The 12,933-nt window shown below is 72.0% G+C and carries 17 protein-coding genes; 14 read left to right on the top strand and 3 right to left on the bottom strand.

The genetic code is table 11. The features are described 5' to 3' along the window. A partial coding sequence (locus ABFX51_RS31385; RefSeq protein ID WP_346055867.1) for a manganese catalase family protein occupies positions 1-370 on the bottom strand: 370 nt, incomplete at its 3' end. 479 nt (positions 371-849) lie between these two features. On the opposite strand from ABFX51_RS31385, the gene ABFX51_RS31380 reads away from it, so the two are divergent. Genes ABFX51_RS31380 through ABFX51_RS31355 form a run of 6 tightly spaced genes read left to right on the top strand, consistent with a single transcriptional unit; the run spans position 850 to position 6,846 of the window. Then, positions 850-2,277: an HAD-IIIA family hydrolase gene (locus tag ABFX51_RS31380; RefSeq protein ID WP_346055866.1), complete on the top strand. Its 1,428-nt coding sequence runs from the start codon at positions 850-852 to the stop codon at positions 2,275-2,277. Further along, positions 2,271-3,281: a glycosyltransferase family 9 protein gene (locus tag ABFX51_RS31375; protein WP_346055865.1), complete on the top strand. Its 1,011-nt coding sequence runs from the start codon at positions 2,271-2,273 to the stop codon at positions 3,279-3,281. Before ABFX51_RS31380 ends, ABFX51_RS31375 begins: the two co-directional genes overlap by 7 nt. Continuing rightward, a complete protein-coding gene (locus ABFX51_RS31370; RefSeq protein WP_177228885.1) occupies positions 3,278-3,841 on the top strand; it encodes a D-sedoheptulose-7-phosphate isomerase in 564 nt (187 codons plus the stop codon). The genes ABFX51_RS31375 and ABFX51_RS31370 overlap by 4 nt, the downstream gene beginning before the upstream one ends. Beyond that, on the top strand, positions 3,838-5,205 hold the full coding sequence (gene rfaE2, locus ABFX51_RS31365; protein WP_346055864.1) for a D-glycero-beta-D-manno-heptose 1-phosphate adenylyltransferase: 1,368 nt from the start codon (positions 3,838-3,840) through the stop codon (positions 5,203-5,205). Before ABFX51_RS31370 ends, rfaE2 begins: the two co-directional genes overlap by 4 nt. After that, positions 5,198-5,884, top strand: coding sequence for an SDR family oxidoreductase (locus ABFX51_RS31360; RefSeq protein ID WP_091513052.1), 687 nt, complete (start codon positions 5,198-5,200; stop codon positions 5,882-5,884). Before rfaE2 ends, ABFX51_RS31360 begins: the two co-directional genes overlap by 8 nt. A gap of 29 nt (positions 5,885-5,913) precedes the next feature. Next, the gene (locus tag ABFX51_RS31355; protein ID WP_428832519.1) at positions 5,914-6,846 is read left to right on the top strand and encodes a glycosyltransferase family 9 protein; all 933 of its coding nucleotides are present in this window, start codon (positions 5,914-5,916) and stop codon (positions 6,844-6,846) included. On the opposite strand, the gene ABFX51_RS31350 is transcribed toward ABFX51_RS31355, so the two are convergent. Together ABFX51_RS31350 and ABFX51_RS31345 are read right to left on the bottom strand one after the other, a co-directional pair. Then, the gene (locus ABFX51_RS31350) at positions 6,803-7,180 is read right to left on the bottom strand and encodes an anti-sigma factor antagonist (protein ID WP_346055863.1); all 378 of its coding nucleotides are present in this window, start codon (positions 7,178-7,180) and stop codon (positions 6,803-6,805) included. The genes ABFX51_RS31355 and ABFX51_RS31350 overlap by 44 nt on opposite strands. Positions 7,181-7,322: 142 nt before the next feature. Beyond that, entirely contained in the window at positions 7,323-7,691 is a 369-nt protein-coding gene (locus ABFX51_RS31345) for an ATP-binding protein (RefSeq protein ID WP_091513057.1), read from the bottom strand. Between the two features lie 128 nt (positions 7,692-7,819). Between ABFX51_RS31345 and ABFX51_RS31340 the strand changes: the two genes are divergently transcribed. From ABFX51_RS31340 to ABFX51_RS31305, 8 genes are all read left to right on the top strand, one after another. Beyond that, positions 7,820-8,407 (top strand): nucleotidyltransferase family protein, encoded by a 588-nt coding sequence (locus ABFX51_RS31340; protein ID WP_346055862.1) that lies wholly within the window; start codon positions 7,820-7,822, stop codon positions 8,405-8,407. After that, complete coding sequence (locus tag ABFX51_RS31335; protein WP_091513063.1) at positions 8,404-8,664, top strand: BON domain-containing protein; 261 nt, start codon at positions 8,404-8,406, stop codon at positions 8,662-8,664. Before ABFX51_RS31340 ends, ABFX51_RS31335 begins: the two co-directional genes overlap by 4 nt. Beyond that, positions 8,661-9,374: a metallophosphoesterase family protein gene (locus tag ABFX51_RS31330; RefSeq protein WP_346055861.1), complete on the top strand. Its 714-nt coding sequence runs from the start codon at positions 8,661-8,663 to the stop codon at positions 9,372-9,374. The genes ABFX51_RS31335 and ABFX51_RS31330 overlap by 4 nt, the downstream gene beginning before the upstream one ends. A gap of 71 nt (positions 9,375-9,445) precedes the next feature. Beyond that, complete coding sequence (ctaD, locus tag ABFX51_RS31325; protein ID WP_091513066.1) at positions 9,446-11,209, top strand: aa3-type cytochrome oxidase subunit I; 1,764 nt, start codon at positions 9,446-9,448, stop codon at positions 11,207-11,209. Positions 11,210-11,262: 53 nt separating this feature from the next. Further along, positions 11,263-11,694, top strand: a complete 432-nt coding sequence (locus ABFX51_RS31320; protein ID WP_346055859.1) for a phage holin family protein — start codon at positions 11,263-11,265, stop codon at positions 11,692-11,694. After that, positions 11,681-11,896, top strand: coding sequence for a DUF3618 domain-containing protein (locus tag ABFX51_RS31315; RefSeq protein ID WP_346055858.1), 216 nt, complete (start codon positions 11,681-11,683; stop codon positions 11,894-11,896). Before ABFX51_RS31320 ends, ABFX51_RS31315 begins: the two co-directional genes overlap by 14 nt. A 2-nt stretch (positions 11,897-11,898) precedes the next feature. After that, a complete protein-coding gene (locus ABFX51_RS31310; RefSeq protein WP_091513073.1) occupies positions 11,899-12,240 on the top strand; it encodes a DUF3140 domain-containing protein in 342 nt (113 codons plus the stop codon). Then, the gene (locus tag ABFX51_RS31305; RefSeq protein WP_346055857.1) at positions 12,240-12,410 is read left to right on the top strand and encodes a hypothetical protein; all 171 of its coding nucleotides are present in this window, start codon (positions 12,240-12,242) and stop codon (positions 12,408-12,410) included. Before ABFX51_RS31310 ends, ABFX51_RS31305 begins: the two co-directional genes overlap by 1 nt. The last annotated feature ends 523 nt before the right edge of the window (positions 12,411-12,933 follow it).

Genomic DNA, 12,933 nt, shown 5'->3' with positions numbered 1-12,933 from the left:
CGTTGGAGTCCGCGGGCAACGCACCCCCACCAGCGACGATGGCCTGCTGCGGGTCCATCCCGCCGATCACCGCCGCCATGACCGGGTCCTTGACCGCCTCCGCGGTCGCCGTGGCCGGGGCGCCTTCCAGCAGCCGCGCCACCATCGTCGCGAGCATCTCGACGTGCCCGATCTCCTCGGTGGCGGTGTCCATGATGAGGTCCTTGTACTTGCCCTCGATGCGGCAGTTCCACCCCTGGAACAGGTACTGCATCGTCACGGTCATCTCACCGAACGCCCCGCCGATGAGCTCCTGCAGCTTGTGCGCGAACACCGGGTCCGGCCGCTCCGGCTTGGCTTCGAACTGCAACATCTTGGTGTGCCTGAACACTGGATCCTGTCCCTTCGCTCGCCGTGCGCTCTGCGCGTGCCCGGTGGGGCTTCCCCTTGCGGGCCTGGCTATTCCTCGGATTTCTCCTCTTTTCGGGCGCGGTGAGGTCAGCGGCAGAAGTCACTCCACTCCGTTTGAGAAGTCGCCACGAGGGGTAACAGAGCTGCTGTGGGAGAGGGGACAACCGGGGGACACGCTCCGTGTGCGCCGATAAACACAGGGCGAGCCGGAAGAAGATCCGGAAAATTCGCGGATCCGAATAGCGGCCGTGTTTTTCCGCTGGTCGCCCGGGGTGTCCTCTTTCGGGCTATCACGGCTGGTAGGCCGGACCATGCGCATCCACCGCACGGATTTTTCCCGCGTGGTGCGGAATGGCGGCAGGTGAAGGCATCCCACCCCGCTCCCCGGATTCCGGTGCGGGCTCGCCGCTGTTTAGAAGTCGCTGCGCCGGGTAGCAGTCGGAGGAGAAGGAGGTGACCATGCGGATGACCGGAGCCGGTTACACCGTCGTCGTGCCGACTGCGGGCCGGGCGTCGTTGCGGGCCCTCCTGGCCTCTCTCGACTCGGGTACCGGCCCCGCACCCGCCGAGGTGCTCGTGGTCGGCACGCCCACCGAGACCCCCGAGATTTCCCTGCCGGTACGGGTGTTGCCCGGCGGGACGCGCAACGACGGCTGGCGGGCCGCGAACACTGCATGGGTCGTCTTCCTTGACGAGGACGTGCGGCTGCCCGCCGACTGGCGCGAACGCCTCACCGTCGACCTCACCGCGCTGCCGGCGCGGGTGGCCGCCTCGCGGGGACACCTCGTCGTCCCGCCCGCCACCGGCGGCCGCCGCCCCACCGAGGACGAGCGCCGCGACGCCGAACACGCCCACGGCTGGAGCCTGGCCGATTTCGCTTGCCGCCACGAGGTTCTGGCCGCGCTGGGCGGGTTCGACGACCGGCTTTCCGCCCCGGGAGCGGATTTCGTCGAGCGGCTGCGGCGTGCGGGGTTCGACGTCGAGCACGGCGCGCGGCTGGCGCTGCGCCCTTCGCGGCAGCGCGGCTTCTTCGCCAGTGTCCTGGAACAACGCGTCCACGCCGACGCCGCGCTGCTGCGCCGGAAGCACGGCACGCCTGCCGCTCCGCTGGGCAGGCACCTCCTCGCCACGGCCGCTGGATTCGCGACCGCCGGGCTGGCGGTGGCCCGCAAACCGGAGGGAGCGGCGGCCGCGGGCGCGGCCTGGCTGGGACTCACCGTCGACTCCGCGCTGCGCCGCATCCTGCCCGGCCCGCGCTCCCGCGCGGAGGTGGCGCGGATGGCGGTCACCAGTGCGCTGATCCCGCCCGCCGCCGTGTTTTCCCGGCTCTACGGGGAAATCTCCGCACTGCGGGAGAAGCCACGGACACCGCGGGCGATCCTGTTCGACCGCGACGACACGATCATCGTCAACGAGCCCTACCTCAACGACCCGAAGCTCGTGCGGCCGATGCCCGGCGCCGAGCAGGTGCTGCGGCGGCTGCGCGAAGCCGGCGTGCCGGTCGGCATCGTCAGCAACCAGTCCGGGATCGCGCGCGGGCTCATCACGCCCGGCCAGCTCGCCGAGGTCAACGCCAGGGTCGAGGAACTGCTCGGGCCGTTCGGCACGTGGCAGGTGTGCGTGCACGGCGAGGCCGACGGCTGCGCCTGCCGCAAGCCGAAGCCCGGCCTGGTCCGGCAGGCCGCGCGGGCCCTGGGCGTCCGGCCGCGGGACTGCGTGGTGATCGGGGACATCGGTGCCGACGTCGAGGCCGCGCGGGCGGCCGGGGCGACCGGCATCCTCGTGCCGACCTCCCGCACGCGGGAGGAGGAGGTCCGGTCGGCGCCGCACGTGGCGCGGGACCTCGTGGAAGCGGTCGGGCTGGCGATAGGGGAGCGGTCGTGGTGAAGGTTTTGGTGGCACGCCTGGACAACGCGGGTGACGTGCTGATCACGGGGCCTGCCGTGCGGGCCGTCGCGGCGGGGGCGGACTCGGTGACGATGCTCGCCGGACCGCACGGCCGCGCCGCCGCCGAGGTGCTGCCCGGCGTCGACGAGGTCGTCACGTGGTGCGCACCCTGGATCGACCCCGAACCGCCCGCGATCACGCGCGAGCACCTGGACGAGCTGCGCGACCGCGTGCGTGCCGGGAACTTCGACAAGGCGTTGATCTTCACGTCGTTCCACCAGTCCGCGCTGCCGCTCGCGCTGCTGTTGCGCGAGTGCGGGGTGCCGTGGATCGGCGCCATCAGCGAGGACTACCCGGGTGCGCTGCTGGACCTGCGCCACCGCGTGGACGGCGATCCGCCCGAACCCGAGAGAGCGCTTTCTCTGGCGCGAGCGGCCGGTTTCGAGCTGCCGCCCGGCGACGACGGCAGGCTCGCCGTCCGGCGCCCGCTGCCCGACGTCTCCCACCTGGTCGGCGAACCCGGCTACGTGGTGGTGCACCCGGCGGCCTCGGTGCCCGCGCGGCAGTGGCCCGCGGAGCACAACGCCGAAGCCGTGCGGTTGCTGGCGGAAAGCGGTTACCGGGTCGTCGTCACCGGCGGCCGCGGGGAGGCGGCGCTGACCGCCCGGGTCGCCGGGGACACCGCGGTGGACCTCACCGGGGCGACCACCTTCGCCGAACTGGCGGCGGTCCTGGCCGGGGCCAGGGCGCTCGTCGCCCCCAACACCGGACCCGCGCACCTCGCGGCGGCCGTCGGCACCCCCGTGGTGTCGCTGTTCGCCCCCGTGGTGCCAGCGGAGCGGTGGGCGCCGTACGGGGTGCCCGTCGTGCTGCTCGGGGACCAGGACGCGCCGTGCCGGGACACCCGTGCGCGCGTCTGCCCGGTACCCGGGCACCCGTGCCTGGCCGGCGTGATGCCCGAGGACGTCTGCCAGGCCGTCGAGAAACTAGGAGGTGCAGCGTGATCGAAGAGCGGTTCGGAGCGTTGTCCGACGCCATGCTGAGGCTGAGCGCGGACGCGCCGAGGATCGAGGCCTGGGGCCGACATCTCGCCGACGTCTTCGCACGCGGCGGCAGGCTGCTGGCGTGCGGCAACGGCGGCAGCGCGGCGGAGGCCCAGCATCTGACCGGCGAGCTGGTGGGCCGGTTCGTCAACGACCGGCAGCCGTTGTCCGCCATCGCGCTGCACGGCGACACGTCGGCGACGACCGCGATCGTCAACGACTACGGCGAGCACGAGGTGTTCGCCCGGCAGGTGCGGGCGCACGGCCGTCCCCGTGACGTGCTGGTGGCGCTGTCCACCAGCGGCCGCAGCCAGAACGTGATCCTCGCGGTGAAGGCGGCGCACGAGATCGGCATGACGACGTGGGCGCTCACCGGCCCCGCGCCGAACGACCTCGCCTCGCTGTGCGACGACGCGATCACCATCGACGCCGAGCGCACGGGCACTGTGCAGGAGGCGCACCTGGCAGTCGTGCACGGGCTGTGCGCGGCGCTCGACGACGCGCTGGGAGTGCCCTCGTGAGCGGGCCGCTGGTGGTGGTCGGCGACGCGCTGCTCGACATCGACGTCGAGGGCACCTCCGAACGCCTGTGCCCGGAAGCGCCGGTGCCCGTGGTCGACGTCGGGCGCGAGTGGCAGCGTCCCGGCGGTGCCGGGCTCGCGGCGCTGCTCGCCGCCCGCTCAGCAGCCGAGGTCGTGCTCATCACCGCGATCGGCGCCGACGAGAGCGGCGCCCGGCTCGCCTCCCTGCTGGAGGGCGAGGTCGAGCTGTGCACGCAGCCGCTCGACGGCGAAACCCCGTGCAAGACCCGCATCCGCGCGGCCCAGCAGTCGGTCGCCCGGCTCGACCGGGGCGGCGGCCGCGCCTCCCGGCGCGCGCTCGACGACCGCACGGTTTCGGTGCTGCGGGGCGCCGGCGCGGTCCTGGTCGCCGACTACGGCCGTGGTGTGGCGGACCACCCGCAGATCCGGGAGCTGCTGGCCGAGGCGGCCACGCGCGTGCCGGTGGTGTGGGACCCGCACCCGCGCGGCGGCGCACCCGTGCCGGGCGCCCGGCTCGTGACGCCCAACGACAGCGAGGCCGTGAAGTTCTCCGGTGCCGACGCCGACCCGGACGAGCTGGCGAAAGCCTTGCGCGACAAGTGGAACGCGCACGCGGTCGCCGTCACGCTCGGCTCGAAGGGTGCCGTGCTCGCCTCGGGTGACGGTGTGCGCCGCGTGCCGATCCCGAACTCCGCGAAGGTCGCCGCGAGCCTGCGGCCCGACACGTGCGGCGCGGGTGACCGGTTCGCCAGTGCCGCCACCGCCGCCCTGTTCGAGGGCGCGCCGCTGGCCGACGCCGTCGCGACGGCCGTCGAGTCCGCCGCGCGGTTCGTCGCCGCGGGCGCGGCGACCGCCGTGTCCCAGCCCGTCGACGAGACCGAGCCCGAGCCGGTGAGCGACGCGCTGGAGTTCGCCGAGCGCGTCCGGCGCCGGGGCGGGCGGCTGGTGGCCACGGGCGGCTGCTTCGACCTGCTGCACCCCGGGCACGTGTCGTTGCTGCGGCACGCCCGTTCGCTGGGTGACGCGCTCATCGTGTGCGTGAACTCCGACGCCTCCGTGCGCCGGCTCAAGGGCCCGACGCGGCCCGTCGTGCCCGCGGCCGACCGGGTGCGGGTGCTCGCCGCGCTGGAGTCCGTCGACGCGGTCGCGGTGTTCGAAGAGTCCTCACCCGCCGCGCTGCTGGAGAAGATCCGGCCGGACGTGTGGGTGAAGGGCGGCGACTACGCGGGCACCGAGCTGCCCGAGGCCGAGGTCGTGCGTGCGCACGGCGGCGAGATCGTGCTGGTTCCGTTCGTCGACGGCTATTCGACGACCCGACTTCTGGAGGGAGTCTCCCATGGGTAACCCCGGCAAGGTGCTGATCACCGGTGGCGCGTCCGGACTGGGCGCCGCGACCGTCGAGGCGGTCGCGCAGGCGGGCGGGCAGCCGCTCGTGCTCGACCTGAAGCCGCCTGCCGCCGACGTGCCGTACGTGCCGGTGGACCTGACCGACACCGCCGCCACCGAGCGTGCCGTGCACGAGATCGCCGAAACGGCGGGCGGGCTGGACGCGGTGTTCACCGCGGCCGGGATCGACACGCCCGGCAAGCTCGACTCGGTGTCCACTTCGGACTGGGAACGCGTCGTGCAGCTCAACCTGTTCGGCACGGCCGCGGTCGTGCGTGCCGCGCTGCCGCACCTGAAGCGCTCGCACGGCAAGGTGATCACCGTCGCCTCGACCCTGGGCATCAAGGCCGTCAGCGACGCGACCGCGTACTGCGCTTCGAAGTGGGGGGTCGTCGGCTTCACGCGGGCGCTCGCCGCGGAGACCGCGGGCGAGGTCGGCGTGACCCTGCTGATCCCCGGCGGGATGCACACGGCGTTCTTCGACAACCGCGACGAGCAGTACAAACCGCCGGCGGACGCGAAGCTCAACCACCCGGAGAACGTGGCGAAGGCCGTGCTGTTCGCGTTGTCCCAGCCCGCCGGGTGCGAGGTCAGGGAACTGGTCGTCGCCGCGTCCGAAGAGGGCTCCTGGCCGTGACGGACGTGCTGGTGCTGCGGGCACTGGGCATGGGTGACCTGCTCGTGTCCGTGCCCGCGCTGCGCGGGCTGCGCCGGGCCTTCCCGCGGGCGCGCCTCACCCTCGCCGCGCCCGCGGGCCTGCGCCCGCTCGCCGCGCTCACCGGCGCCGTGGACGACGTGCTGCCCACGACCGGGCTCGGCGACCTGCGCTGGCCGGGACCGCCGCCGGAGGTGGCCGTCAACCTGCACGGCAGTGGCCCGCAGAGCATCGACGACCTCCTCGCGACGCGTCCGGCGCGGCTGCTGACGCACGCGCATCCCGTGCACCCCACGCTCGCCGGGCCCGCCTGGCGGCGGGACGTGCACGAGGTGCAACGGTGGTGCGAACTGCTGGGCTACCACGGCATCCGCGCCGACCGGTACGACCTGGCGATCGCGAAATCGGACGTCGTGAGCCCGGCTCCCGGCGCGGTCGTCGTGCACCCCGGCGCGGCCTACGGCTCGCGGCGCTGGCCCGCGGACCGCTTCGCGGCGGTCGCCCGCGCGCTCGCGGCGGAGGGACGGCAGGTCGTCGTGACCGGCAGCGCCGGTGAGGCGGAGCTGGCGCGTGCGGTGGCGACGGGCGCCGGGCTGGGGGAGGAGGCGGTGCTCGCCGGGCGGACGAGCGTGCCGGAGTTCGCGGCGCTCGTCGCCGGAGCCTCGCTCGTCATCTGCGGCGACACCGGGGCCGGGCACCTCGCCACGGCCTACGGCACGCCTTCGGTCCTGCTGTTCGGGCCGGTCACCCCTGCCCAGTGGGGGCCGCCGCCCGGCACCGGGGACCGGCACGCCGTGCTGTGGCGGGGCAGCTTCGCCGACCCGTTCGCGGACGAACCGGACCCCGGGCTGCTGCGGATCACGCCCTCGGACGTGCTCGCGGCGTGTCCGGACCGGACGGTCAGTGCGTGGCGGCCGCGGGCCGCGGCAGCGTCAGCCAGCTGATCGCGGCGGGCACGTCGGGGCGGAGGGGCAGCAGGCCGGCCAGCCCGGTGAGCTCGATCGGACGGGTCACGGCGCGGTGGCTGCCGACCACCGCCCAGCGCTGGCCCCGCCGCGTGGCGGCGGCGTCGGTGTCGAGCAGGACCTGCAGCCCGGACGAGCCGAGGAAGGTGACGTCCTCGAGGTCGAGGACGAAGTCCGAGGTGCCGAGCCCGGTGTCGAGGTAGTCGCGCAGGACGGGGGCGCCCAGTGCGTCCAGCTCACCGGCCGTGCGGGCCAGCAGGATGCCATCCTGGCGGAGTTCCGCCTCGATCCGGACGTCGTTCAGTGTGTGCACGGCGTCTCCCGATCTTGTCGAGGGGTGGGGAAGAGGCTGCGTCTTCAACCGCTCACCCTCGACCGTACGGACTCCGATGGCGGGCCCGCAAGGCGCTGAGTCGGGTAAAGCCCCTGCTACACGCGGTAATTCGTGAAAGATCTTACGCGACGAGCGTCGCCCAGACGGTCTTCCCGCCGCGCTCCGAGGGCGTGCAGCCCCAGTCCTTGGCCGCCTGCTCGACCATCCTCAGCCCGAAGCCGCCCTGCGCCCCGCCGGCCCGCACGAAGGCCCGCTCGGGGCTGTCGTCGGTGACCGCCACGGTCAGCTCCCCGCGGTCGAGCTCCAGTGTCAGCAGCGGGGTGGACCCGGTGTGCCGGAGGGTGTTCTCCACCAGCTCGCTCGCGACGGTCTCCGCGTCCGGGGTGACCGAGGTGATGCGCCAGTCGAGGCACACCCCGTCGACGAACCGGCGGGCTCTGCGTGGTGCCTCCGGGCTTCTTCCGAGCGTGATCTCCGCACGGCTTCGCATCGGACTTCTCACCCCATACTCCTCGTCACGGACGGGGTTTACCCTCGCCGCCGGAGCCGGAAACCCGGGCCCCCCGAGTCCAAAGTGGACCGAGTTTTCCCGTGGTCAGGGCCGGGTAGCCCAGCGGAATGGACGAGAAGAGCCTGCTCCACACGCTGACGAAGGTGGTGAACACCCTGGCCGCGGCGGACATCGACTTCGCGGTGGCGGGAGGGTGCGCGGTCTACGCCCGCGGCGGCCCCTCCTCGGACCACGACGTCGACGTGTTCGTCCGCGAGGCGGACGTGCGGGCGGCGCAGCGGGCGCTCGTCGACGCGGGCATGCGCCCCGAGGAGCCGCCGGAGGACTGGCTCACCAAGGTCTACGACGGCGACGTGCTGGTCGACCTCATCTTCCGGCCCAACTACCGTCCCCAGCTCGACGACGTGCTGGACAGGGCCGAGCGGATGCGGGTCGGCCCCGCGCTCGCGAAGGTGGTCACCGGCACCGACCTCATGGTGGACAAGCTGCTGGTGCTCGACGCGCACCGCTGCGACTTCACCCCGCTCCTGACGATCGCCCGTGACCTGCGGGAACAGGTCGACTGGGACCGGGTCGCCGTGGAAACCGCCGAGTCGCCGTACGCCCGCTCGTTCCTGACCCTGCTGGAAGCGCTTTCCATAGCCGACACAGCCGACACGGCGGACACAGCCGAGGCCGAGAGGACGGCATCATGACCGAGCCCGAACAGAGCCCGCAGTACCGGGTCGCGCACGTGCGGCGTGCGCTGGCCGAGGACCCGCGCACGGCCGAACTGGGCGTGCGGGTCAACGTGCGCGGGGACCACGTGCACCTCTCCGGCGAGGTCGCCACCGAGCAGCGGCGCGCCGAGCTCGAACAGGTGCTCGCCGAGGTGGTCCCCGACGTGGAGCTGCACAACGACGTGCGGGTGTCCGACACCCGCGAACCGGCACGACGGGAGGAGCTGCGGTGATCCGGATCGCTGCCGTCGGGGACGTGCACCTCGGTGAGGACGCGCGGGGGCAGCTGCGCCCCGCGCTGGACAAGCTGGGCGGGCACGCCGACGTGCTGCTGCTGGCGGGGGACCTGACCCGGCACGGCGCGCTCGACGAGGCGCGCGTGGCCGCCGAGGAGTTCGCCGACCTGCCGGTGCCCGTCGTCGCGGTGCTGGGCAACCACGACCACCACGGCGACGCCGCCGACGACATCGCCAAGCTGCTGGAGGACCACGGCATCCGGGTGCTCGAAGGGGACGCGGTGACGATCGACGTCGGGGACCAGCGGCTCGGCATCGCGGGCGTCAAGGGATTCGGTGGGGGATTCGCCGGGAAATGCGCGAGCAATTTCGGCGAACGCGAGATGAAGGCCTTCGTGGGTCACACGATCGAGCGGTCCGAGCGGTTGCGGGAAGCGCTGCGCGGTCTCGACACGGACGTGAAGATCGCTTTGACGCACTATTCGCCGATCCCCGAAACGCTGCGGGGCGAACCGCCCGAGATCTACCCCTTCCTCGGCTGTTACCAGCTGGGCGAGGTGATCGACGAGTGCGGTGTGGACCTGGCGGTCCACGGGCACGCGCACTTCGGCTGCGAACAGGGCGTGACCCCCGGCGGGGTCCGGGTCCGCAACGTCGCCCAGCCGGTCATCCGCAGCGCGTTCGCCACCTACGGACTGGGGTCTTGATTCACTTTTGAGTCCGGAGGACAGTGGGTAAGCCCGGTCGGCAGCGAGTGCGACGAAGGCGAGGATTTCGGATGACGGAATTGCGGGCCCGGCCCATCGTCCTGGGGAACAGGTACGAGCTGCCGGCGCGGCACCGGCGGGGCCGCATGCTGCTCGACCTCATGCGCACCACCGATCACAAGAAGATCGGGATGATGTACCTGTTCACCTCGCTGGGCTTCTTCGTCGTCGGCGGGTCGCTCGCCCTGCTCATGCGCGGTGAACTGGCCAGGCCGGGGCTGCAGTTCCTGTCCAACGAGCAGTACAACCAGCTGTTCACCATGCACGGCACGATCATGCTGCTGCTGTACGCGACGCCCAACGTGTTCGCGTTCGCCAACCTGATCCTGCCGTTGCAGATCGGTTCTCCCGATGTGGCGTTCCCGCGCCTGAACGCGTTCTCCTACTGGCTGTTCCTGTTCGGCGGGCTGATCGTGTTGTCGTCGTTCGCCACGCCGGGAGGCGCGGCCGATTTCGGTTGGACGGCGTACACCCCGCTTTCGGACTTCACGCATTCGCCGGGTATCGGCGGCAACATGTGGGCGGCGGGCCTCATCGTGTCCGGTCTCGGCACGATCCTCGGCGCGGTCAACATGGTCACGACGATCGTGTGCCTGCGGTGTCCCGGGATGACTATGTGGCGGATGCCCATTTTCACCTGGAACATCCTGTTCACGTCGATCCTGGTGCTCGCGGTGTTCCCGATCCTCACGGCGGCGCTGTTCGCGCTGCTGGCCGACCGGCTGATCGGCGCGCACGCGCTCGACCCGGCGAACGGCGGGGCGATACTGTGGCAGCACCTGTTCTGGTTCTTCGGCCACCCCGAGGTCTACATCATCGCGCTGCCCTATTTCGGGATCGTCACCGAGATCATTCCCGTGTTCAGCAGGAAACCGTTGTTCGGGTACCGGCTGATGGTGTTCGCGACGATCGGCATCACCGCGCTTTCGTTCGCGGTGTGGGCGCACCACATGTTCGCCACCGGCGCGGTGCTGCTGCCGTTCTTCTCGTTCATGACGTTCCTCATCGCGGTGCCGACGGGCATCAAGTTCTTCAACTGGATCGGCACGATGTGGAAGGGCCGGATCTCGTTCGAGAGCCCGATGCTGTGGTCGGTCGGGTTCCTCGTCACGTTCCTGCTGGGCGGGCTGACCGGGATCATCCTCGCGTCGCCGCCGCTGGACTTCCACATCCACGACAGTTACTTCGTGGTGGCGCACTTCCACTACGTGCTGTTCGGCACGATCGTGTTCGCGACGTTCGCCGGGGTGTACTTCTGGTTCCCGAAGATGACCGGCCGGATGCTCAACGAACCGCTGGCGAAACTGCATTTCTGGACCACGTTCATCGGGTTCCACACGACTTTCCTCGTGCAGCACTGGCTCGGTGACGAGGGCATGCCGCGGCGGTACGCGGACTACCTGCCTTCGGACGGTTTCACGGTGCTGAACACCATTTCGACGATCGGCGCGTTCATCCTCGGCGCGTCGATGCTGCCGTTCATCTACAACGTGGTCCGCAGCTACCGTTTCGGTGATCCGGTCGAAGTGGACGATCCCTGGGGCTTCGGCAACTCGCTGGAGTGGGCCACGACGTGCCCGCCGCCGCGGCACAACTTCCTTGAGCTGCCGAGGATCCGCTCCGAGCGGCCTGCTTTCGAGCTGCACTACCCGCACATGATCGACCGCCTGCACGAAGAGGGGCACATCACGCTGACGGGCAAGACGGTGCCGCATTCGGAGGCGCAGGAAACGCCTTCGGAAAAGGCGTCGCAGGCCAGCACCCCTCACGATTAGTGCTCGTCGTCCCCGGGTAGCCGGTCGCCAGAGGCGACTTGGAGGAGACGACGATGAGTGACACAGCCGGTCGCGGGTCGACGGCGGTCGAGGACCGCTCGATCGCGCAGCTGATCCAGGACCTGTCCGAGCAGATGCGCCGTCTCGTGCGGGACGAGCTGCGTCTGGCCACCGAGGAGCTGAAGCAGAAGGGCAGGCATGCCGGCCTCGGCGCCGGGCTCGCCGGTTTCGCGGGAATCACGGCGTTCTTCGGTGCGGCGGTGCTGATCGCGGCGGCCGTGCTCGGGCTCGCGCTCGTCCTGCCCGGCTGGGCGGCCGCGGTGATCATCGGCGGTGCGCTGCTGGTCGTCGCCGGGATCGCCGGGCTCGTCGGTACGAGGCAGCTGAAGGCCGCGGTGCCGCCGATCCCCGAGGAGGCCGCGGCGGGTGTGCAGAAGGACGTCGAGATCGTGAAGCAGAGGGGGCACGGCAATGCCCGAGCCTGACACGTTCCCGCGCAACGCGGAACAGGCGCGCCTGGACGCCGAGCTGACCCGGCAGGAGCTGGGTGAGACCGCCGAGGCGCTGGCCGAAAAGGTCAAGGAGACCGCGCACACCACGCAGCGTGCCGCGCTCACCACCGGTGCGGCGGTCGGCGCGGCGGTGCTGCTGGTGCTGTTGATCAAGAAGCTCGTCACCAGGAGGTGAGCATGGTCCACCACGTCGAGGTCGACCAGGAGCTGTGGGACGAGTTCCACCGCGTCGTCAACATGTCCTCGCGGGAACTGAGCGAGTGGCTGCGGGTGCGGTCCGCCGAGCCGGACGCCGAGGAGCTGCCGGACCAGGCGGGGACGCAGACCGGCAGGCACGTGCTGGACATCCTGCAGAAGCGCCGCGTGGACCTCACGGATGACGACGAGCGCGTGATGCGGAAGGTCGTCGACCGGATCCACGCCGAACGGCGGGACGACCTGGAACCGACCGCGGGACAGGAGAACTGGCGGCACCGCCTGATGTCGCTGGGGCACGACCCGCTGAAGGGAGCGCGCTGATGGAGCGCGGCAGCGACAAGAACAGCCCCCGCGAGGACGACGCGATGAAGGCCGAGCTGCGGGGCATGCTGCAAGGCAACGGCCCCAGCCGCGCCGAAGAATGGCGCGATCCGGAACCCCCTGCGGACGATGATCCGGAGGTGCCGCCTGCTGGGGCGTCTCAGGGGTAGCGCCGGGCGGTGGCCTTCGCCGGGCGATTGTCGCTGGAGTGGGCGGGCAGTCGTCGGGGTGGCGCTGGGCAGGCGGCGGTCGGTGCCGTCCTCCGGCCGCGAGGCAGGGGCCTCGGCGGGAGTTACCGGGAAACCGCTCCAGGGGCAGCGCCTCCGGTACCGGGCGGGCAGGGCGCGATCGCCACATGCGACCGCGGGGCTGGGCTCGGCGGGAGGCAACCGGAAGCAGCTCCCCGTGGCCGCGCCCGCTACCGCCCGGGCCGCGCGCGATCCTGGCCCCCGCCCCGGCGGCAGGCACCCTCGGCCCCGGCGGGAGGAGGCATTCCGGCCCCTGGCGAGAGGCGGCGCAGCCTGGCACCCCGGCACCCCGGCACCCCGGCCCTGGCGCCAGGCCCCAGCGGCAGGTACTCCGGCCCCGGCGCCCGCCGCGGCGGGAGGCGGCCCGGTGGCAGGCACAGCGGGCCCGGCGGCCCCGCCCCGATCGGAGGCGGCCTAGGCGCCAGGCCTCCGCCCCCCGGCCCCC

Source organism: Amycolatopsis dongchuanensis (genome assembly GCF_039542405.1).
Lineage (GTDB): Bacteria > Actinomycetota > Actinomycetes > Mycobacteriales > Pseudonocardiaceae > Amycolatopsis_E > Amycolatopsis_E sacchari.
Note: the sequence above shows the minus strand (reverse complement) of the source record. Positions and strands in the feature narration are given on the sequence as shown.

Excerpts from the sequence above, each read along its gene's own strand:
- ABFX51_RS31380 (WP_346055866.1), top strand. The coding sequence starts at position 850 with ATGCGGATGACCGGAGCCGGTTACACCGTCGTCGTGCCGACTGCGGGC.
- ABFX51_RS31360 (WP_091513052.1), top strand. The coding sequence starts at position 5,198 with ATGGGTAACCCCGGCAAGGTGCTGATCACCGGTGGCGCGTCCGGACTG.
- ABFX51_RS31355 (WP_428832519.1), top strand. The coding sequence starts at position 5,914 with ATGGGTGACCTGCTCGTGTCCGTGCCCGCGCTGCGCGGGCTGCGCCGG.
- ABFX51_RS31345 (WP_091513057.1), bottom strand. The coding sequence starts at position 7,691 with ATGCGAAGCCGTGCGGAGATCACGCTCGGAAGAAGCCCGGAGGCACCA.
- ABFX51_RS31340 (WP_346055862.1), top strand. The coding sequence starts at position 7,820 with ATGGACGAGAAGAGCCTGCTCCACACGCTGACGAAGGTGGTGAACACC.
- ABFX51_RS31335 (WP_091513063.1), top strand. The coding sequence starts at position 8,404 with ATGACCGAGCCCGAACAGAGCCCGCAGTACCGGGTCGCGCACGTGCGG.
- ctaD (WP_091513066.1), top strand. The coding sequence starts at position 9,446 with ATGACGGAATTGCGGGCCCGGCCCATCGTCCTGGGGAACAGGTACGAG.
- ABFX51_RS31320 (WP_346055859.1), top strand. The coding sequence starts at position 11,263 with ATGAGTGACACAGCCGGTCGCGGGTCGACGGCGGTCGAGGACCGCTCG.
- ABFX51_RS31315 (WP_346055858.1), top strand. The coding sequence starts at position 11,681 with ATGCCCGAGCCTGACACGTTCCCGCGCAACGCGGAACAGGCGCGCCTG.
- ABFX51_RS31310 (WP_091513073.1), top strand. The coding sequence starts at position 11,899 with ATGGTCCACCACGTCGAGGTCGACCAGGAGCTGTGGGACGAGTTCCAC.
- ABFX51_RS31305 (WP_346055857.1), top strand. The coding sequence starts at position 12,240 with ATGGAGCGCGGCAGCGACAAGAACAGCCCCCGCGAGGACGACGCGATG.